This is a genomic window from Halorubrum coriense DSM 10284 (assembly GCF_000337035.1).
Classification (GTDB): domain Archaea; phylum Halobacteriota; class Halobacteria; order Halobacteriales; family Haloferacaceae; genus Halorubrum; species Halorubrum coriense.
Map to the genome: position 1 here is coordinate 83,657 of NZ_AOJL01000020.1, position 17,906 is coordinate 101,562.

Genomic DNA, 17,906 nt, shown 5'->3' on the forward strand with positions numbered 1-17,906 from the left:
AACAAGGTCGTATGTCGCGCGCTTCGGACCTCGATCGGCTCTACGATCTCTTCGACCGTCTCGAAGCGAACGTCGGTGGAAAGCGACGTCTCAAAAATTGTAACGGGCATATGGATTGGCCCGAGCGAGGGGTCTACTTCGTTTTCGCGAACGACGAGACGCGAGACGGGAGCGACCGACTTCGACTCACGCGCGTCGGTACGCACGCCGTCTCGACGGGGTCGGGAACGTCGCTGTGGAGCCGACTGCGGACGCACCGCGGAGCGAACCGCGGGAGCTACGAGGGCGGGGGGAATCACCGCGGTTCGGTGTTCCGCAAGCACGTCGGTCGGGCAATGATAGAACGGGCCGACCTCGGGGACGAGTACCCCCACTGGGGCGAGGGGTCCACCGCCGACCGCGAGCGGCGCTTAGCGGAGTTAGCCCACGAGCGTCGCGTGAGCGAGTACGTCCGTGACCTCCCGTTCCTCTGGGTCGACATCGACGACGAGCCGGGGCCCGAAAGCGACCGCGCGTACGTCGAGCGAAACGCGATCGCGCTCGTCAGCAATTACGAGAAGGCCGTCATCGACGCTCGGAGCGACGAGTGGCTAGGGCGGGAGAGTCCGCGGGGCAAAGTAGCCGGTTCGGGGCTTTGGAACGTCGATCACGTCGGAGAGCGATACGAAACGGCGTTTCTCGACCGGCTCGCTGGCGCTGTCGACGAGACTACCAGTCTCTGACCTACTGACCGGTAGGAACGCCGGAAATCGAGAAGGTCCGGGTGCGAGAATCGAACCCGAGCGAGACTCGCGCTGCTCGTCTCGCGTGATTCGATCTCGCCGTCCGGCCTTGTCACTCTTCCCTGCGGTCGCCGGAGCGGCAAGGCCGCTCCGAGCCGTCGCTCTCTTCGCTCGCGACGATGTCGTGAAAAGGTCCGGGTGCGAGAATCGAACCCGCGTCTCAGCCTCCACAAGGCTGAAGGATAGTCCACTACCCTAACCCGGACACGCGTCGTCAACTACCCCGCTTCGATAAATAACGGTTACGACTCCCGGACGGCCGTGGCATCGAGTGGCGTCCGGGGCGGATCGCGCCGCCCGCACGGGTCGCTCCGAGGAGTCGGTCACCACGTCGCTTTTGAGGGCTGCGGGCGTACGAACTGCCAACTGTGGCCTTTACCGACAAGATATACGTGAAGAACCACCGGCAGCTCGCCTCCCAGCTGGAGGCGAACATCCCGAAGGGGGCGTTCGCCGGCGCGACCCTCGACCTGCTGTTCACCGGCGACGGCCTCTCGAAGCTGGACGAGACGACTCGCGACCGCGTCCTCGACTTCGCCGAGGACTTCCTCGACTGTAGCTGCGACGCGAACCCCTACTGCGGCTGTCCCGAGGAGAAGTTCATGCGCTACGTCCTCGAACTGCGCGCCGAGGGGCTCGGCCCGCAGGCCATTGTCGACGTGATGACCGACGACTACATGGTGTACGCGTACACCGGCGACGTGCTCTCCTTCCTCGACGACTCCGTGCGAAAGCTGGAGGCCGTCGAGACGCTCGCCGACGTCGACGGCAACGAGGAGATGTCCGAGCGGGCGCGGCGGGCGAAGCGGGAACTGTCGGGCTGAGCGCCGCGGCGGTTCCGCGGCTCGCCGAGCGTCTTCTTCGCGTCTCGCCGATAAGCGACCCGCGAGCGAGGGGGTTCGGGCGGGTCGGCCCGCGCGCCGTCAGTCGTCGTCGGTGGAGGCGACGCCCGACCCGACCTCCTCGGTCGGGGGGTCGCCCTCGGTCAGGTTCCCGTCGCGCCAGGTGTCGCGTCTGAACCAGAGGTACGCGACGACACCGCCGACGACGTTCGAGATCGGGAACGCGATCCACAGCCCCATCACCCCGAGGGAGCCGGCGGCGACCCACGCGACCGGCAAGCGGACGAAGCCGAGCGTGAGCAGGGAGATGACGGCCGCGATCATGGTGTGGCCGGCACCGCGGAAGCCGCCGGTGTACGCCCGCATCGCGCCGATGAACCCGAACGAGAGGCCGCTGACGCGGAGGAAGGTCGTCGCGTGGTCGACCACCGCCGGGTCAGGGGAGAACACGCCGGCGATCGGCCGCGCGCCGAGGACGATGATCCCGCCGCCGACCGTGAGCAGCGCGAGCATGGCGCGCGCGCCGAAGTGGTTGGTCTCCGCGGCGCGGTCCAACTCCTCGGCGCCGATGTTCTGTCCCGTCATCGTCTCGATCCCCTGCGAGACGGCGAGCGCCGGGAGGAATATCACCGAGAAGATGCGCGTCCCGATCCCGTACGCCCCGCTGACGGCGTTCGGGAAGGTCGCGACCACGACGAGGAGCGCGGTGATCGACACCGACCGGGCCGCGCCCTCGGCGGAGGCGGGGAGGCCGATGCCGAGGATCGTCCGGCCGAACTCGAGGTCCGGGACCATCTCCGAGAGCCGGATCCGGACGCCGCGCTCGCCGCGGAACATGATCCGGAGCCCGACGAGGAGCGCGAGCGCCCGCGACCCGACGGTCGCGATCGCGGCACCGGCGATCCCCCAGCCGGTGAACCCGGTCGCGTCGAGCGCCGCGGCCTCCAGTCCGCCGAGTCCGAGGAAGCCGAACAGCGGGTTCGCGTCGAAGCCGAAGATGAATATCGGGTCGAGGAGGATGTTGAGCACCACCGAGCCCGCCATGACGTACATCGGCGTCACCGTGTCGCCGTAGCCGCGCATCAGCGACATGAACACCGCGAAGCCGAAGACGGCGAAGAGGCCGACCGCGTACACCCGCATGTACTCGACGACGAGCGGCGCGACCGTCTCGTTCACGCCGAGGAGCGCGGTGATGTCGTCGACGAAGACGTACCCCAACACGCCCAACACGACGGAAATGACGGCCGCGTAGGCCACCGTCTGCGAGGCGGCGTAGGCGGCGCGGTCCTCGTCGCCCGCGCCGGTGTGTTGCGCGACGAGGACGCTCCCCGCGACGGAGACCCCGAGCGCCAGCGAGATCATCAGGAAGACGATGGGGAACGCGAACGTGATCGCCGACAGCGCCTCGGTGCTGTAGCGGCCCAGCCAGAAGGTGTCGGCGAGGTTGTACAACACCTGAAAGAGGTTCTGGACGACGATCGGGAGGGAGAGGAAGAACAGCGGCCACCCGATGTCGCCCGAGGTGAGGTCCAGCTCGTCGGCCCCCTTGAACAGCGAGCCGACGGCGTCGCGCAGGCTCATCGGCCGACCGCCTCCGCGGGGGTCGGGTCGTCGGGCTCTCGGGAGGGACTGTGCGCGGGGTCGGGGATCGGTCGTGCCGTGTCGGGCATTCGGTACCTACCCGTACTGACTGACTAGTCAGTCAAAAACGTTCGGAACCCGGCGCGCTTCCCGAGCGGAGGGAGCGGCCGAACGGTCTAAGTGCGCGCACGCCCGAATTCCGCCAATGAGTCTTCGGCCCGCGTGGCTAACGTTCAGGCGATACGCGGCGGCGACGACGGGGATGACGCTCGTCCTCTTCTCGCTCGGCGTCTACACCGCGGCGACCGGCTCGGGACTGGCGTGTCAGGCCCAGTGGCCGCTGTGTTCCGACCAGCTGATCCCGGCGCTCACGATCAATCCCGACTTCATCGAGTGGTTCCACCGCGCGTGGGCGATGGTGACCGGCTTCCTCATCATCGGGGTCGCCGGGTGGACGTGGCTCGGCTCCGGATTCGAGCGCCGGACCCGGCTGGCGGCGACGCTGGCGGTCGCGATCCTCCCGGTTCAGATTACGGTCGGGGCGATCACCGTCACCCTCGGCGGACTCGTGCCCGGCGGGTACACGGTATCGACCCACGCCGCGCACCTGTCCGTGGCGCTGACGATCTTCACGCTGCTGGCGCTCGCGACCATCTGGGGCGGCGGGCGCGGGAACGCGCGGCTGCTCCGCGCGGCCGTCGGCATCGCCGTCGCGGGGATCGTCGCCAGCGCGCTCTTCTCGCGGGCGGTCCCGTTCCTCACCTACGCGCCGCCGGCGCAGGCCGCCTTCTACGTCACCGGCCTCGCCGGACACCTCGGGCTCGTCGCGGCGATCGCCTACGCGACGGAGGCGGTTCGGGCGGGCTACGACGGGCTCGGCGCGGGCACCGCGAACACCGTCCGCGCGCTCGCGGTCGGGTCGATGGGCGCGCTCGTCGGCACGCTGCTGCTCGGTCGCGACCTCGTGTTGTACACCGCGACGTGGCAGCAGATCAACCTCGTCGCGCTGGGCGTCGCGGTCGCGCTCGCGGCGGGCGCGGCGTGGACGCTTCGGGGGGCCGACGAGGTTCGCGACGGCTCCGTGCCGATCGGCGGCGACTGATCTGCCCGATCGCGGTCGGGTAGCGGCCCCGACCGAAGCGGCGTCTCTCCTGAACGACCCTGTTAGAACCCCCCAGTTCGGCAAGTATTGCTATCCCGCGGCCGAAACGTTGAAACCGTGATCAACCGAGCAACGGTGTATGGACGAACACCGTGCTGTGAACCGGCGACAGTATCTGACCGCGGTCGGTGCGAGCGGACTGGCGGCCACCGCCGGCTGTATCGGCGGGGGCGGCGACGACGGCGAGACGATCACCATCGGCTCCGACATCCCGTACGCGCCATTCGAGTACCGCAACGAGGCGGGCGACCTCATCGGGTTCGACGTCGAGATCGCTCAGGCCGTGTTCGAAGAGCAGCTCGACATGAACTACGAGTTCCAAGAGACCTCCTTCGACGGGATCATCGCGTCGCTGAACAACGCGAACTTCCGCGTCATCATGAGCGCGATGACGATCAACGAGTCGCGCGCCGAGCGGGTCGACTTCTCGGATCCGTACTTCACCGCGTACCAGACCGTCCTCATCCTGGAGGGCGGCGACATCGGCTCCCGCGAGGACCTGCGCGGCGCGTCGGTCGGCGTCCAGCGCGGGACGACGGGGGAGGCCGCCGCCGAGGACCTCCAAGAGGAGTTCGACGGCGACCTCCAGATCGAGAGCTACGACCAGATCAACGGCGCGTTCGACGCGCTGCTCAACAACCAGGTGTCGGCCGTCATCAACGACAACACCGTGAGCGCCTCGTTCGCCGCGGAGAACGACGACGTCGTCTTCCTCGAGGGAGACGGCGTCGCGGCCGACCGCGACGACGCGCCGCCGTACCTCACGCTGACGATCGAGGAGTACGGGATCGCCTTCCGGCAGGACGACGACGAGTTCCGCGAGGAGGTCAACGGGGCCCTCCAGGCGATCCGCGACGACGGGACCTACGAGGAGATCTACAACGAGTACTTCGACGGCTGAGTCTCTGACTTCGCTGTCCCTACCTGACATCACATGGCTACACAGACCGAATCGAAGTCGAGCGGCGGCGGCGTACTGATGCGCGACCGGCTGGTGAAGCGGGTCGGCGAGGTGGCCGCCGGCGCGTTCGTGCTGGCCATCGGGGGCCTGCTGGTCTGGATCCTCTCGACGCAGGTCGACTACGACCTGCTCTCCTCGCCGCTCATCGCGCGGCGGTTCGCGGAGGCGTTCTTCCTCGTCATCCAGATCGTCGTGATATCGAGCCTGCTGTCGGTGTCGCTCGGCGTCCTCGTGGGGCTCGGCCGGATCTCGACGTCGAACGTCACCGGCCGGATCGCGAAGGGGTACGTCGAGTTCTTCCGCGGCACCCCCCTCCTGTTCCAGCTGTTCGTCATCTACTTCGGCGTGCCGCGGCTGTGGGCGACCGGCGAGTTCCCCTTTTCGGACTGGGCGATCCCGGCCGCGATCATCGGGCTCACGCTGAATCACGGGGCGTACGTCGGCGAGGCGATCCGCGGCGGGATCGACGCCGTGCCGAACGGCCAGATGGAGGCGGCGCGGTCGCTCGGGATGTCCCGCGTGATGGCGCTGCGCGAGGTCGTCCTCCCGCAGGCGTGGCGAAACGCGCTGGCGGCCATCGGCAACGACCAGATCATCCTCGTGAAGGACACCTCGCTGCTGACCGTCATCGCCGTCCCGGAGATCATGAGCGTGTTCCGAAACATCAACAGCAACCAACTGGACCCGTGGACCCCGCTCGTGTGGGTCTGCGTGCTCTACCTCGCGATCACGATGTCGATGAGCCAACTCGTAAACGGACTGGAGCGCCGGTCGGACTGGGGGTCCGACAGCCGGATGTTCGGTCGGCTGTCGGGGCTCGGCTCCGGCGGCGACGACGACGGAGGTGAGGAGGCGTGACCGGTCCGCTCGTACAGTTCGACGGCGTCGACAAGTCGTTCGGCGACACGCAGGTGCTGTACGACGTCGACGTCGACGTCGACGAGGGGGAGGTCGTCGTCGTCATCGGGCCGTCCGGGTCCGGGAAGTCGACGCTGCTCCGGTGTGCGAATCGGTTGGAGGAGATCCAGGGCGGGGACATCCGCCTCGACGGTCGGTCCGTGATCGAGACGGACATCAACGCGATCCGGCAGCAGATCGGGATGGTGTTCCAGTCGTTCAACCTCTTCCCGCACAAGACCGCGCTGGAGAACGTCGCGCTCGCCCCGGAGAAGGTGAAAGGCGCGCCGGAGGCCGAGGCGAAGCGGGCCGCGGCCGACCTCCTCGACCGGGTCGGGCTCGCCGATCAGGCGGAGTCGCACCCGGGGGCGCTCTCGGGGGGCCAGCAGCAGCGCGTCGCCATCGCCCGCGCGCTCGCGATGGAGCCGCGGGTGATGCTGTTCGACGAGGTGACGAGCGCGCTCGACCCCGAGCTCGTCGGCGAGGTGCTCGACGTGATCGAGGGGCTCGCGGCCGACGGGATGACCATGGTCCTCGTCACCCACGAGATGGGGTTCGCCCGCGAGGTCGGCGACCGGATCGTCCTGATGGCCGACGGCCGAGTCGTCGAGCGGACGGAGACGCGGTCCTTCTTCGACGAGCCGTCGACGGAGCGCGGCCAGCAGTTCCTCTCGCGGTTGCTGTAGGGTCGGGCCGCGCTCAGAACTCGGTCACGACCTCGACGCCGCGTCCCTCGTACTCGTCCATGGCCGCGAGCCGGTCCGAGACCGCCGACAGGGACAGCTCGCGGGCGACCAGCCCGCCGGGGTCGATCCCCGTCGCCTCGATCAGCGCGAACAGGTCCGGGTAGCTCGTCGGCGGCATCCCGCGCGACCCGAGGAACGATATCTCCCACCGGGTCATCCAGTCGGTCGGGAGCGACACCTCGCCGCGCTCGGCGTCCGTCGTGAGCCCGACTTGGACGTGCGTGCCCCGCGGACGCAGCGACCGGACGGAGTTGCGACAGGTCTCCGCGACCCCGAGGGCGTCGAGCGAGACGTCCGCGCCCCCGTCGGTCAGGTCGCGGACGCGCCCGGGGACGGAACCCTCCTGCGGCAGTGACTCCGGGTTCACGGCCTCGTCGGCGCCGAGTTCGCGAGCGAGCGAGAGGGCAGCGTCGTCGACGTCGACCGCGATCACGCGCGCGCCGAGCGCCGCGCCGATCTGGACCGCTGAGAGCCCGACGCCGCCGCAGCCGTGGACCGCGAGGGCGTCGCCGCCGCCGACGGTCGTCCGCTCGGCGAGCGCGTGGTACGCGGTCATGTACCGACAGCCCAGCGCCGCGGCCGCGGGCGCGCCGAGCCACTCGGGGCGCTCGACGAGGTTGTAGTCGGCCGCCGGGACCGCCACGCGCTCCGCGAAGGCCCCCGGGGCGGCGGCCTCGAATCCCAGCGCGCGTCCGTCCTCGCAGACGTTTCCGGCCCCGCGCCGACAGTGCGGGCAGGTGCCGTCGCCGAGCGAGAAGGGGACCACCACTCGGTCGCCCGAGCGAAACCGGTCGACCTCGTCGCCGACGGCGACGACCTCGCCGGCCGGTTCGTGGCCGAGCACCTGGCCGCGCGGGACGCGGTCGTCCGCCCACTCGCCGTGACCGGACCAGGCGTGCCAGTCGCTGCGGCAGACGCCGCAGGCGTCGACGCGGACGACGGCGCCGTCCGACGCTGGTTCGGGATCGGGGAGCTCGCGGACCGCGAGCGGCTCGCCGTACTCTCGCAGGATCGCTGCGCGCATGGGTCGATCCACCGGGGGAGCCGACAAAGGTCTCCCGGGAATCTCACCGCTCGTCCATTATTTCGCGCGTGTTCGACTTGATCTCAGCGCATGACAAGTGATAGGCGAGTAAGGTTTATGCCGTCCCGGTCGACTCGTTGACACGTGTCGCGACCGATACAACGACGCCCCGGGATCGCGTATCGCCGCCCCGGGGCAGACCCCGCCCGGTTCGTGATCGAGGCGGCCGGCGAGTCCCGGCTGGACGCGCCGGAGCGGCCCGACGGCGGCTGGCTCGGCTGCGTGGCCGAGGAGGACCGAGAGGGGCTGCGAGAGGCGCTGGGGTCCGGCGGCTCCGTCGACGTCGTGTATCGAGTCGCCGCCGGCGGGGAGCCCCAGTGGGTCCACGAGCGCGGCCGGCGGACGGACGACGGCGACGTGGTCGGCTACCTCTTCCTCGCCGACGAGCGCGTCGAACGCCGGAAACGGCTGGAACGACAGCGGGAGCGGTTAGAGGAGTTCGCGAGCGTCGTGAGCCACGACCTTCGGAACCCGCTCTCCGTGGCGGTCGGCAACGTCGAACTGGCCGACGAACTCGGCGACGACGCGTCGTCCGAGCGGTTGGACCGGGCGCTCGACGCGCTCGACCGCATGGACGACCTCATCGGCGACCTCCTGACGCTGGCCCGCGAGGGGAAGACGGTCCAGACCGCCGAGCCGACGGACCTCCGACCTGTCGTCGAGCGCGCGTGGCGGACCGTCGGCGGCCCGGCCGACGCCGCGCTCGTCGTCGACGGGTCGCTCGGGACGGCCACGTGCGACCCCGACAGGCTCCGGCAGGCCTTGGAGAACCTCTTCCGGAACGCGATCGAACACGGGACGCCGGACGAGACCGACCCCGCCGGCGGCGACGAGTCCGACCGTAGCGACCGCGTCACGCCCGGAACGTTCGCCCCGCGAGCGGGGTCGCAGACGGACGAGGCTCCCGCGGACCCCGACGAGGCCGCGGTCCGCGTCCGAGTCGGACGGACGGACGAGGGGCTCTACGTCGCGGACGACGGTCCGGGGATACCCCCCGACCAGCGCGACGACGTCTTCGAGCCGGGGCACACGACCGCGCCGGACGGGACGGGCTTCGGGCTCGCCATCGTCGAGCGGATCGCGGAGGCGCACGAGTGGACCGTCTCGGTGACGGAGAGCCGCGAGGGCGGCGCGCGGTTCGAGTTCTGCTGCGTGGATTCGATCGAGGCCGCGGAGGCGAGCGGCTCGGGTCAGAGTTCGCCCCGACTCAGCGGCGGCGGCGGGAACCGGTGACCAGCTCCCGAGACCGGCTCACATGAAGTCGGTGAGCCCGGCCTGATCGTCGTCTTCCCCGTCGTCGTCAGGCTCGTCAGCGGCCGCATCGTCCGCCGACGCGGCCTGCTCGGCTCCGGCCGCGGTCTCGGCGGAATCGCCGCCCGCCGGGCCGTCGGCCGCGGTCGCGTCGACGTCGTCCGCCGCGCGGTCCGCCTGTGCGAGCGCGAACGCGCCGTCGGCGTGTTCCTCGATCAGTTCCTCGCGGCGGGCCTGCGCGTCCTCGACGATCGACGCGACCTTGTTCGTCGACTCGCCGGAGCCGGTGACGAAGGCGACCCCCTCCTCGTCGAGGTCGTAGGCGGCCGCCATCGCGACGGTCAGCTCGCGGGGCTTACAGTGGTGGGTGACGGCTTGGAGGAACGGCAACACCTCGCGTCTGGCGGTCGCGACGCTACAGCCGCTCGCGGCCGCGATCTTGCCGACGATCTCGTCCGCGGTCGCGTCCGACGACGACCAGAACTGCGGGCGACCGTACCGGGTCCAGCCGCCCTTCTCGCCGTCGCGGGCGGCCGCGACCCCGGCGGCCGCGTTGTCGGTCGCGTACCGCCAGTAGGAGTAGTTCTGCGTGGCGCGGACGCGGCCGAGCCACACGTCGGCGTTCGCGAGGAAGTCGTACGCGCGGACCGCCTCCGCCGGCTCGTACACGTCGAGGACGTTGTTCTCGATCCACGCCGTCAGGTCGTCGGGCGTCTCGTCGACGGCGTACGCCGACTGGAGCGCCTCCTCGGCGGACTCCTCTTTCAACACGGCGTCGAGGAACGGGAACAGCCCCAGCGCCTTGTCGCGGTCGCCGGTGACGACGTCCGCGACCGTGATCGAGTCGCGGCCCTGCGTCGCGGCCTGGAGGTCGTTGACCGCGCCGCGGAGGTCGCCGCGGTTCCCCTCCGCGATCCGCTGGAGCGCGTCGGACTCGAACTCGATCCCCTCCTTGCGGCAGACGTCGCGGAGGACGGGGACGATGGAGCGCGCGGAGACGTCCCGGAACTCGATCTCCTGGGTCGCGTTCCGGAGCCCGCGCGACATGTCGTAGTAGTCGTTAGCGATGAGCACGATGGGCTGGCCGGACTCCTTGACCAACTTCGTGATCGCCGAGGCCCCGCCCCGGTCGTAGTTGCCGTGGATGTTGTCGGCCTCGTCGAGGACGACGAGCTGTCGCGAGGCGGTGTCGCCGCCGGCCGCGCCGCCGCCGGCCGCGCTCCCGCCCAGCGTGGCGTTGCGCGCGGCCCGGCCCGCGAAGCGCTCGATGACGTCGGCGGTGCGCTGGTCGGAGGCGTTCAGCTCGACCGTCTCCCACCCCATGTCGTTCGCGAGCGCGTGGGCCGCGCTCGTCTTCCCGACGCCGGGGCTGCCGTGGAGGACGACCGCCTCGCGGTGGTCGTCCCACGAGCGGGCCCACTCCGCGAACGCGTCCCGGGCCTTGTCGTTGCCGCGCACCTCCGAGAGCGTGCTCGGGCGGTACTTCTCCGTCCAGTCGGCCATTACCGAAGCAAGGAGCGAGCCGCGTTTAGTGGTTGCGGAGCGGCGTCCGAGCGGTCGGTGCCCGCCGAACGCCGTCGTCCGATTTTCGACGCTGGTATTCGTGGCAGTAGGTACATAAGGGCGGTCCGCATTCTCCCGGCAGCCAGCAGCCGACCCGAACGGATCCGAGGGCCGCCCGACGCCGAGTCGGGACCCTCCGCGTTCCGTTCGTCGGCGACCCGCTGGGACCAACCTATGACATCACGCACCCAATCCGACTCGGACGAGCGCGCGGTGAGTCCCGTCATCGGGGTCATCCTGATGGTCGCGATCACTGTCATCCTCGCGGCCGTCATCGGGACGTTCGTCCTCGGACTCGGCGATCAGCTGGGCGACACCGCGCCGCAGGCGACGTTCACGGTCGACGGCAACGACTCCTCGGTGATCAACGTCACGAAGACGGGCGGGCAGACGCTCGACACGAGCGATCTGACGCTCTCCGTCGACGGCGAGCGGGCCAGTAACAGCGTCAACGCGGGCGACTGGCAGACGGGAGAACGGAAGTCACTGAACTACGGTAGCTTCGCGAGCCCGAGCGGAGAGGCCGTGGTGCGCATCATTCACGACCCGAGCGGGAACGCGATCTACGAGCAGACGTACGACTTCAGCTGATCGCGGCGTCTCTCTCGGCTTCGATTTTTGCGTCGCACTGCGGGAACGGACGGCATCCGGTAGCGAGCCGTCCGCGGTCGAGCATCGCCGATCGAGCCGTCGCTCGAAAGACGAGCCCCGCCGCCGGGATCGGCTACGGCTCCTCGTCGGCCGGCGGCCGCTCCGAGAGCCGATCGAACCGGTCCTGCGCCGCCTCCGCGCGGCGCTCCGTCCGCCCGGGCTCGTACGCGGCGGAGTCGATCCGTCCCCCGTCGAGCGTCACCGACAGAATCGCGTCGGCGCGTCGTCCCTCCGGCGGGAGTCGCGAGGGGTCCAGCACGGCGTTCCCGACCTCGTCGCCGTCGCGCTCGAAGAACACGGTCGCGAGGCCGTCCTCGACGTTGTCGACGACCGCGGTGTACTCGCCGTCCGGGAGGTCGACGTCCGGCGGGTCGACGTCGGTCATTCGTAGCTCACCTCCGAGACGGGGTCCCCGTCGGCGTCCGAGAGCGTCACCGTGTCGCCGGCGTTGTTCCAGATCGGCGACCCCGACCCCCAGTACAGGTCGGTGTCGGTGTCCGTACCGCTCCCCGTCCGCAGCGTCACGGTCGCGCCCGCGTCGAGCGCGAATCCCGGCGGGAACTCGTAGCTCCGGCCCGCCTCGTCCGCGACGGTCCACCCGGACAGGTCGATCGGCCCGTCGCCCGCGTTCTCGAAGACGACGTACTCATCGGCGAGGTTCTCGCCGTCGTCGCCCGCGGCGTCCGCGTTGATCGCCGCGACCCCCACGGCCGCGGCCGAGTCGGTCGGGGTCGGCTCGCTCTCGTCGTCGGTGTCGTCGATTTCGGTGTCGGCGGCGGCGGTAGCCCCGTCCCCGGAACCGTCGTCGACCGGATCGCCGCCGAGCCGGACGCGTTCGACGACGTCGTCGCCCGCGCCCAGTTCGATCGGCTCGCCGTCGCGGACCGTCAGCGGGTCGGTGAGCGCGTCGCGCTGCGTCCGCACGGAGACGCCGCTGCCGTCGCTCACGAGGACGATCGACCCGTGCGTGGCGGTCCAGTAGGTCGGGATCGACCGGTCCGCGAACCGCCGGAGCACCTCCTCGGTCGGGTGGCCGTACCGGGAGTCGTACGCGCTCGACACGACGATAGCCCGCGGCGCGACCGCGTCGATGAACGACTCGCTCGACGAGCTCGACGAGCCGTGGTGGCCCGCCTTCAGCACGGTCGACCGCAGCTCCGACCCGTACGTGTCGACCAGGTACGCCTCCTGGTCGTCCTCGGCGTCCCCGGACAGGAGGAAGCTCGTCTCCCCGTGGGTGAGCTTGAGGACGATGCTGTTCTCGTTTCGCGCCTCGCTCGCGAGGTACGGGTCCGGCGGGCCGAACACGTCGACGTCGACCGCGCCGAACCGGATCGCGTCGCCCTCGCGCGTCTCGTACAGCGTCACGTCGTGTTCCTCGACGGCGTCGAGGTACTCGGCGTAGGTCCGCGTGCTCGCGGCGATACCGGAGTCGTAGACGGCACCGATCCCGTCCGCCTCCGTCTGGTAGTGCTCGATGATCGCCGCGTTGCCGCCGATGTGGTCCGCGTCGTTGTGCGAGACGACGAGGTGGTCGATCCGATCGATGCCGTGCCGCCGGAGGTACGCCAGCACGTGCTCGCCGTCGTCGTCGTAGTGGCCCGTGTCGACGAGCATCGTCTCGCCCCCCGGCCCGACGACGAGCGTGCTGACCGACTGCCCGACGTTGATGTAGTGGACCTCGACGGTGCCGTTCGCCGCCTCGACCGTCGCGTCGTCGCCCGCGTCCGGCCCGGTCGGTGCCTGCTCGCCGGGCGCCGCGCCGGCGCAGCCCGCGAGAAAGACGATCCCCACGACGAGGAGCAGCCGGAACGCACCGCCCGTTCGTTTCATGTTCCGTTAACATCTTACAGGGGCAAAGAGGTACGCATCCGTTGCCGACACACTCGTGAGCGATTCGAAATCGGACGGCGGGGTCCGCGACCGACGATAGATGGGAACAGGCCGGCTCTCTTTGCCCGACGACCGTCGTCGGTCGCACCGATTCCGCCGGAATCCGCCGGGTTTTCACGCGCCACCCGCCAGCGTTCGACCATGGCCGCGAACGCGACGTTCGACTTCGACCTGCTGGCGCGGTTGACGGACGCCCCCGGCCCGGCCGGGTACGAGGACCGCGTGCGCGACGTCGTGCGCGACGAACTCCCGGCCGTGGACGCCGTGCGGACGGACGCGATGGGGAACGTCGTCGCGACCGTCCGGGGGAGCGCGGACCCCGACTACGAGGTGCTCGTCGCCGCGCACATGGACGAGATCGGGCTCATCGTGAGCGACGTCGACGACGACGGCTTCCTCTCCGTCGAGGCGCTCGGCGGCTGGAACCCGGACGCGCTCCGCGGGCAGCCGGTCACCGTCCACACGCGGGCGGGCGACTACGACGGCGTGGTCGGGATCACCGCCGCGCACACCGCCGCCGACGAGGCTCCGGCGGACTGGACGCTCGACGACGCGCACGTCTTCACCGGTCTCGACCCCGAGGAGGCGAACGAGCGGTTCGGCGTCGGTGACGTCGTGACGTTCGACAGCGACCTCCGGGAGCTCGGCGAGTGCGTCACCGGCTCCTCCCTCGACGACCGGGCGGGAGTGTACGTCCTGTTGGAAGCCGCGAGACGCGCGGACCCCGACGTGACCGTTCACTACGCCGCGACGGTCCAAGAAGAGGTCGGACTGCGCGGTGCGACCGCCCTGGGCGTGGACGTCGATCCCGATCTCGTGGTCGCGCTCGACGGGACGCTCGAACAGTCGTATCCCGGGATCGACCCGTCGAACGTGATTACGAAACTCGGTGAGGGCGTCGGCATCAAGCGGAAGGACGCGAGCGTCATCGCGACCCCCGGCGTCGCGGAACGGTTCGAGTCCGTTGCCGAGAACCGCGACATCGGCTTCCAGCGCGAGGTGTCTTGGAACATCGGGACCGATACCGGCGGGCTCCAGACCGCCGGCGGTGCGCGACCGGTCGGGGCGCTCTCGATCCCCGTCCGCTACCACCACTCCGCCGTCGAGACGGCCAACGCGAACGACATCGAGGCCGCCGTCGACCTCCTCACCGCCTTCCTCGACGCCGAGGACGGAACTCTGTGGTAAGTACAGAAGCGACGTGCCGGTGAGCGGAACGGCTGGCGGAGTTTCGATCGTTCGGTTCCGTTGAAATCCTTCGGTACCGACGGGTTCGAGACGTTTTCTAGGACACAGAGCGACGGGGACGGGACGCCCTCGGAACGTCGCAGCTCTCGCCCTCGACGAGCGTGACCGACGGGTGAATCGGGCGGGGACCCGTTCTGCCAGACCGGCACGATAGCGGTCAAGCTAGGTGTTTTCTGACATTCCGCGTAGAATTTCGTATGGGACCGCTGAGAGTCGAACTCAGGTCATACGGACCCCATCCGCATAGGATACCACTACCCCACGGTCCCTGACTACACCGGAAGAACGACGGTCCGGTAATTAAGGACTTCGCTTCACTTCTCGTCCGTCTCCCGCGGGACCACGAGGTCGCCGTCGTCGCGGACCGCGAGGCTCCCGATCGGGTCGCCCTCGTAGACGGCCAATCCCTCGGAGCGACCGAGGGCGTACCCGTCGCTGTCGGCGCGGACCGTCGCGCGCTCCGCGCCCGCGGCGTCGACCACGTCGGCGAGGACGTCGCCCTCGGCGAACGCGTCCCCGGCGCTGACGCGGTGGCGAACGAGGCCGGCGGCGTCGGTCGTCGGCCCGCGGAAGCGCCGCACGGGGAACTCGACGGGGGCCGGATCGACGCCGACCCCGGGCTCACCGACGGACTCGGGCACGTCGCGGTCGTCGAGCAGGCCCAGTTCGACCGCGACGCCGACGACGCCGGCGACGCCCGCGTCGAGGAGCGCGTCGTCGACGACGCTGTGCGCGCCCAGTTCCGCGGTGAACGCCGGAATTCCCGCCTCGTTGAGCACGGCTCCGGCCGTCGACCGCTGGAGGCTCTCCTCGACGTACTCGGCCGCGGGGTACTCCCTGACCACCGGGAGCCCGAACGCGTCGACGATCCGGCCGAGCGCCTCGGAGAGGGCGGTCGCTTCCGCCTCGGTCCGGCGGTCGCCGTAGAGGACGCGGTCGCGGATGGCGAATGGCTCGCTGCCGACGCCGGCGGTGTGACAGTCGATCAGCGCGTCCGCGGCGGCGTCGGTGCCGACCGTCTCGACGGCGAACTCGCTCGGGTCGTCGGGCGACTCGCCGGTGATCGCGGCGTACAGTCGGGCGTCGATCCGCTCTTGGATTTCTGGCGGACGGGCCGACTCGGCGTCGGCGTCCGGGAAGTGGCGGTTCGGGTCCTCGTCGCCGTAGTACGTCTCCCTCGCGTTGCGACGCAGTCCGGCCGGGGAGACGACGGGGACCGCGACCACCGCGCCCGCGAGCTCCCCGAGGCGGTCGCCGAGGGTCGCCACCGCGTCTTGGACGACCGCGACCCCCGTCGCCTCGTCGCCGTGGACGCCGCCCGTGAGCCACAGCGTGGGCCCGTCGGCGGCTCCGTTCGCGACCGCGACCGGGAGGCGCTCCGCGCCGCCGGTCGGCAGGTCGGCGACCGTCAGCCGACCGCGGTCGAGCGTCCCCGGGTCGGCGCTCGCGCTCCCGACCGCTACCGTTCCGCTTCCGTCCGCGTCCGACTCGTCCATGTCCGCATTCCGGGTCGGCGGCGTTATAAAAGAACGCGCTCCAAGGCGACGACCGTCCCGCCGTCGGCGTCCGGGTCGCCGACGACTCGCCCGAGACAGACCGCGGTGCCGTCCGGCGTGAAGCACGCGGCGAGCGGCGGGTCAGGGTCGGCGTCACCGTCGGTCGGCGCGTCGTCGCTGACCGCCGTCGGAAGCGCCGCGTCGTCGACGTCGAGCACACCCGGCGCGTACACCGGCGCGCCGGTCGCGACGTTGCGGGCGGCGGAGCGCGCGACCGTCACCGCTGGGAGGTGCGTCAGCGCGTCCTCCGCCGGGCGGACCACCTCGCGTAGCGCTTCCTCGTCGCCGTCCTCGGCCCACGCGAGCGCGTCCACGAGGTCCTGAAGCGCGTCGAGGTCGCGGTCGTCGAACGGGTCGGTGGCGCTGCGCCGGAGGTGCCCCATGTGCGCGCCGATACCCGCCGCGAGCCCGATATCGTGACACAGCTTCCGCACGTACGTCCCCGACTCGCAGCGGATCCGGAGGAGCGCCCGTCGGTCGGCGACCTCCAGCAGGTCCAGCTCGTGGATCGTCCGCGTGCGGAGCCGGCGGCTCACGGCGCTCTTCCGCGGCGGCTTCTGGTAGATCGGGCCCTCGAACTCCGCGACCACTTCGCGGAAGTCGGACGGCGGCGGCCCGTGGAGCTCCAGCACCGCGACGTACTCCTTCGCGCCCTCGAGGAACACCTGCGCCATGCGCGTCGCGTCCCCGGTCAGCGTGGGGAGACAGCCGGTGACCTTCGGGTCCAGCGTGCCCGAGTGAGCGACGCCGCCGGTCGGCGGGCCCTCGGGGTCGAGCGCGGCGAGCGTCTCGTCGATCGCGTCGCGCACCCACGCCGACACCTGATGGGAGGAGGGACCGGCGGGCTTGTCGAGGTTGACGACGCCGAACCGCAGCAGCTCCGGGACCGACCGCTCGCCGGGCGGGGCCCTGAGCGGGTCGGCGTCGGTGTCGGTGTCGGAAGCGTCTGTCATGCGGGAGTCGGTTGCGGAATCAGAAGTCGTACACGACGCCCTCGACCGGGGACTTCCCCTCGTCGTCGGCGGGGTCGTACGCCTCGACGGTCGCGACGAGGACGTCGAGGAAGCGCTCGGGGCCCCAGCGGGCGGTGTTGTACGCGGCGTCGTAGATCGAGAGGTCCTCGATGTCGATCTCGTAGTACTCTCGGTACCGCTTGCGCTCGGAGGCCTCGCGGCGCTTCGTCTCCGTCCGCGCGCGGTCGACGCCCTTCGCTTCGCGCTCGGCGATCCGCTCGGCGCGGACCGACAGCGGCGCGTCGAACCAGAACCGGAAGTCGGCGTGTTCGGCCGCGAGCCAGCCGGCGAGCCGCGATTCGAGGACGACGTCGTCGCGCTCGACGGCGATCTCGCGGAGCCGGCGGTCGAGGTCGCGGTCGATCTGCGGGTCCTCCTCGGCGAACTCGTTGAACTCGACCGGCGTCATGTCGCGTTCGGCGGCCATCTCGCGGAAGATGTCGCCGCCGGAGACGTGCCCGAGCCCGAGCGCGTCTGCCAGTTGGACGGCGTTGGTGCTCTTCCCGCTCCCTGGCGGGCCGGAGACGGTGATCAACATATCACCAATCCGCGGGTGCCGTTCAAAACGGTTGTCGTTCCGCGGCGGGTAGCGTTGCGATAAGGAATGAGGCGGTCAAAAGATCGAGTGCTCTATGCTCAACTTCGACCGCCTCAGCGGCGATAGCAGTTGTAT

The 17,906-nt window shown here is 70.3% G+C and carries 17 protein-coding genes and 2 tRNA genes; 9 read left to right on the forward strand and 10 right to left on the reverse strand.

From position 1 onward, the window contains the following. The first annotated feature begins 11 nt into the window (after positions 1–11). Positions 12–722 (forward strand): hypothetical protein, encoded by a 711-nt coding sequence (locus C464_RS04140; protein WP_049910829.1) that lies wholly within the window; start codon positions 12–14, stop codon positions 720–722. Positions 723–914: 192 nt separating this feature from the next. On the opposite strand, the gene C464_RS04145 is transcribed toward C464_RS04140, so the two are convergent. Beyond that, positions 915–987, reverse strand: a tRNA-His gene (locus C464_RS04145). Between the two features lie 163 nt (positions 988–1,150). On the opposite strand from C464_RS04145, the gene C464_RS04150 reads away from it, so the two are divergent. Further along, positions 1,151–1,606, forward strand: coding sequence for a DUF5814 domain-containing protein (locus C464_RS04150; protein ID WP_006112294.1), 456 nt, complete (start codon positions 1,151–1,153; stop codon positions 1,604–1,606). Positions 1,607–1,705: 99 nt separating this feature from the next. Here C464_RS04150 and C464_RS04155 read toward each other — a convergent pair whose 3' ends face one another. Then, positions 1,706–3,208, reverse strand: coding sequence for an MATE family efflux transporter (locus C464_RS04155; protein ID WP_006112295.1), 1,503 nt, complete (start codon positions 3,206–3,208; stop codon positions 1,706–1,708). A gap of 205 nt (positions 3,209–3,413) precedes the next feature. Between C464_RS04155 and C464_RS04160 the strand changes: the two genes are divergently transcribed. From C464_RS04160 to C464_RS04175, 4 genes are all read left to right on the forward strand, one after another. Continuing rightward, positions 3,414–4,310, forward strand: a complete 897-nt coding sequence (locus C464_RS04160) for a COX15/CtaA family protein (protein WP_394296104.1) — start codon at positions 3,414–3,416, stop codon at positions 4,308–4,310. Positions 4,311–4,449: 139 nt separating this feature from the next. Further along, positions 4,450–5,271: a basic amino acid ABC transporter substrate-binding protein gene (locus C464_RS04165; RefSeq protein WP_006112297.1), complete on the forward strand. Its 822-nt coding sequence runs from the start codon at positions 4,450–4,452 to the stop codon at positions 5,269–5,271. 78 nt (positions 5,272–5,349) lie between these two features. Next, positions 5,350–6,189, forward strand: a complete 840-nt coding sequence (locus C464_RS04170; protein WP_006112298.1) for an amino acid ABC transporter permease — start codon at positions 5,350–5,352, stop codon at positions 6,187–6,189. Continuing rightward, on the forward strand, positions 6,186–6,914 hold the full coding sequence (locus tag C464_RS04175) for an amino acid ABC transporter ATP-binding protein (protein ID WP_006112299.1): 729 nt from the start codon (positions 6,186–6,188) through the stop codon (positions 6,912–6,914). The genes C464_RS04170 and C464_RS04175 overlap by 4 nt, the downstream gene beginning before the upstream one ends. 13 nt (positions 6,915–6,927) lie before the next feature. On the opposite strand, the gene C464_RS04180 is transcribed toward C464_RS04175, so the two are convergent. Then, positions 6,928–7,998, reverse strand: coding sequence for a zinc-dependent alcohol dehydrogenase family protein (locus C464_RS04180; RefSeq protein WP_006112300.1), 1,071 nt, complete (start codon positions 7,996–7,998; stop codon positions 6,928–6,930). A 144-nt stretch (positions 7,999–8,142) separates the two neighbouring features. Here C464_RS04180 and C464_RS04185 point away from each other — a divergent pair, with 144 nt between their 5' ends. Continuing rightward, complete coding sequence (locus C464_RS04185; RefSeq protein WP_006112301.1) at positions 8,143–9,291, forward strand: sensor histidine kinase; 1,149 nt, start codon at positions 8,143–8,145, stop codon at positions 9,289–9,291. Between the two features lie 18 nt (positions 9,292–9,309). On the opposite strand, the gene C464_RS04190 is transcribed toward C464_RS04185, so the two are convergent. After that, a complete protein-coding gene (locus C464_RS04190; RefSeq protein ID WP_006112302.1) occupies positions 9,310–10,812 on the reverse strand; it encodes a replication factor C large subunit in 1,503 nt (500 codons plus the stop codon). A 234-nt stretch (positions 10,813–11,046) separates the two neighbouring features. On the opposite strand from C464_RS04190, the gene C464_RS04195 reads away from it, so the two are divergent. Then, a complete protein-coding gene (locus tag C464_RS04195) occupies positions 11,047–11,463 on the forward strand; it encodes a type IV pilin (protein WP_049910830.1) in 417 nt (138 codons plus the stop codon). Between the two features lie 133 nt (positions 11,464–11,596). On the opposite strand, the gene C464_RS04200 is transcribed toward C464_RS04195, so the two are convergent. Both C464_RS04200 and C464_RS04205 read right to left on the reverse strand, forming a co-directional pair. Continuing rightward, the gene (locus C464_RS04200) at positions 11,597–11,908 is read right to left on the reverse strand and encodes a DUF3006 family protein (RefSeq protein WP_006112304.1); all 312 of its coding nucleotides are present in this window, start codon (positions 11,906–11,908) and stop codon (positions 11,597–11,599) included. Beyond that, entirely contained in the window at positions 11,905–13,356 is a 1,452-nt protein-coding gene (locus C464_RS04205; RefSeq protein WP_006112305.1) for a lamin tail domain-containing protein, read from the reverse strand. Before C464_RS04205 ends, C464_RS04200 begins: the two co-directional genes overlap by 4 nt. 201 nt (positions 13,357–13,557) lie before the next feature. On the opposite strand from C464_RS04205, the gene C464_RS04210 reads away from it, so the two are divergent. Next, on the forward strand, positions 13,558–14,604 hold the full coding sequence (locus C464_RS04210) for a M42 family metallopeptidase (RefSeq protein WP_006112306.1): 1,047 nt from the start codon (positions 13,558–13,560) through the stop codon (positions 14,602–14,604). Positions 14,605–14,862: 258 nt separating this feature from the next. Here the strand turns inward: C464_RS04210 and C464_RS04215 are convergent. From C464_RS04215 to cmk, 4 genes are all read right to left on the reverse strand, one after another. Next, positions 14,863–14,933 (reverse strand) — tRNA-Pro (locus tag C464_RS04215). A gap of 45 nt (positions 14,934–14,978) precedes the next feature. Then, positions 14,979–16,160 carry a succinylglutamate desuccinylase/aspartoacylase family protein gene (locus C464_RS04220; protein WP_006112307.1) on the reverse strand — a complete coding sequence of 394 codons (1,182 nt, stop codon included), beginning with the start codon at positions 16,158–16,160 and terminating at the stop codon, positions 14,979–14,981. A 23-nt stretch (positions 16,161–16,183) separates the two neighbouring features. Beyond that, positions 16,184–17,173 (reverse strand): RNA-guided pseudouridylation complex pseudouridine synthase subunit Cbf5, encoded by a 990-nt coding sequence (locus tag C464_RS04225; protein ID WP_006112308.1) that lies wholly within the window; start codon positions 17,171–17,173, stop codon positions 16,184–16,186. Positions 17,174–17,192: 19 nt separating this feature from the next. Then, positions 17,193–17,771: a (d)CMP kinase gene (gene cmk / locus C464_RS04230; protein ID WP_006112309.1), complete on the reverse strand. Its 579-nt coding sequence runs from the start codon at positions 17,769–17,771 to the stop codon at positions 17,193–17,195. Positions 17,772–17,906 lie beyond the last annotated feature (135 nt).

Coding starts and splice junctions, on each gene's coding strand:
- C464_RS04140 (WP_049910829.1), top strand. CDS start 12: ATGTCGCGCGCTTCGGACCTCGATCGGCTCTACGATCTCTTCGACCGT.
- C464_RS04155 (WP_006112295.1), bottom strand. CDS start 3,208: ATGAGCCTGCGCGACGCCGTCGGCTCGCTGTTCAAGGGGGCCGACGAG.
- C464_RS04160 (WP_394296104.1), top strand. CDS start 3,414: ATGAGTCTTCGGCCCGCGTGGCTAACGTTCAGGCGATACGCGGCGGCG.
- C464_RS04165 (WP_006112297.1), top strand. CDS start 4,450: ATGGACGAACACCGTGCTGTGAACCGGCGACAGTATCTGACCGCGGTC.
- C464_RS04170 (WP_006112298.1), top strand. CDS start 5,350: ATGCGCGACCGGCTGGTGAAGCGGGTCGGCGAGGTGGCCGCCGGCGCG.
- C464_RS04180 (WP_006112300.1), bottom strand. CDS start 7,998: ATGCGCGCAGCGATCCTGCGAGAGTACGGCGAGCCGCTCGCGGTCCGC.
- C464_RS04190 (WP_006112302.1), bottom strand. CDS start 10,812: ATGGCCGACTGGACGGAGAAGTACCGCCCGAGCACGCTCTCGGAGGTG.
- C464_RS04195 (WP_049910830.1), top strand. CDS start 11,047: ATGACATCACGCACCCAATCCGACTCGGACGAGCGCGCGGTGAGTCCC.
- C464_RS04200 (WP_006112304.1), bottom strand. CDS start 11,908: ATGACCGACGTCGACCCGCCGGACGTCGACCTCCCGGACGGCGAGTAC.
- C464_RS04205 (WP_006112305.1), bottom strand. CDS start 13,356: ATGAAACGAACGGGCGGTGCGTTCCGGCTGCTCCTCGTCGTGGGGATC.
- C464_RS04210 (WP_006112306.1), top strand. CDS start 13,558: ATGGCCGCGAACGCGACGTTCGACTTCGACCTGCTGGCGCGGTTGACG.
- C464_RS04220 (WP_006112307.1), bottom strand. CDS start 16,160: ATGGACGAGTCGGACGCGGACGGAAGCGGAACGGTAGCGGTCGGGAGC.
- C464_RS04225 (WP_006112308.1), bottom strand. CDS start 17,173: ATGACAGACGCTTCCGACACCGACACCGACGCCGACCCGCTCAGGGCC.
- cmk (WP_006112309.1), bottom strand. CDS start 17,771: ATGTTGATCACCGTCTCCGGCCCGCCAGGGAGCGGGAAGAGCACCAAC.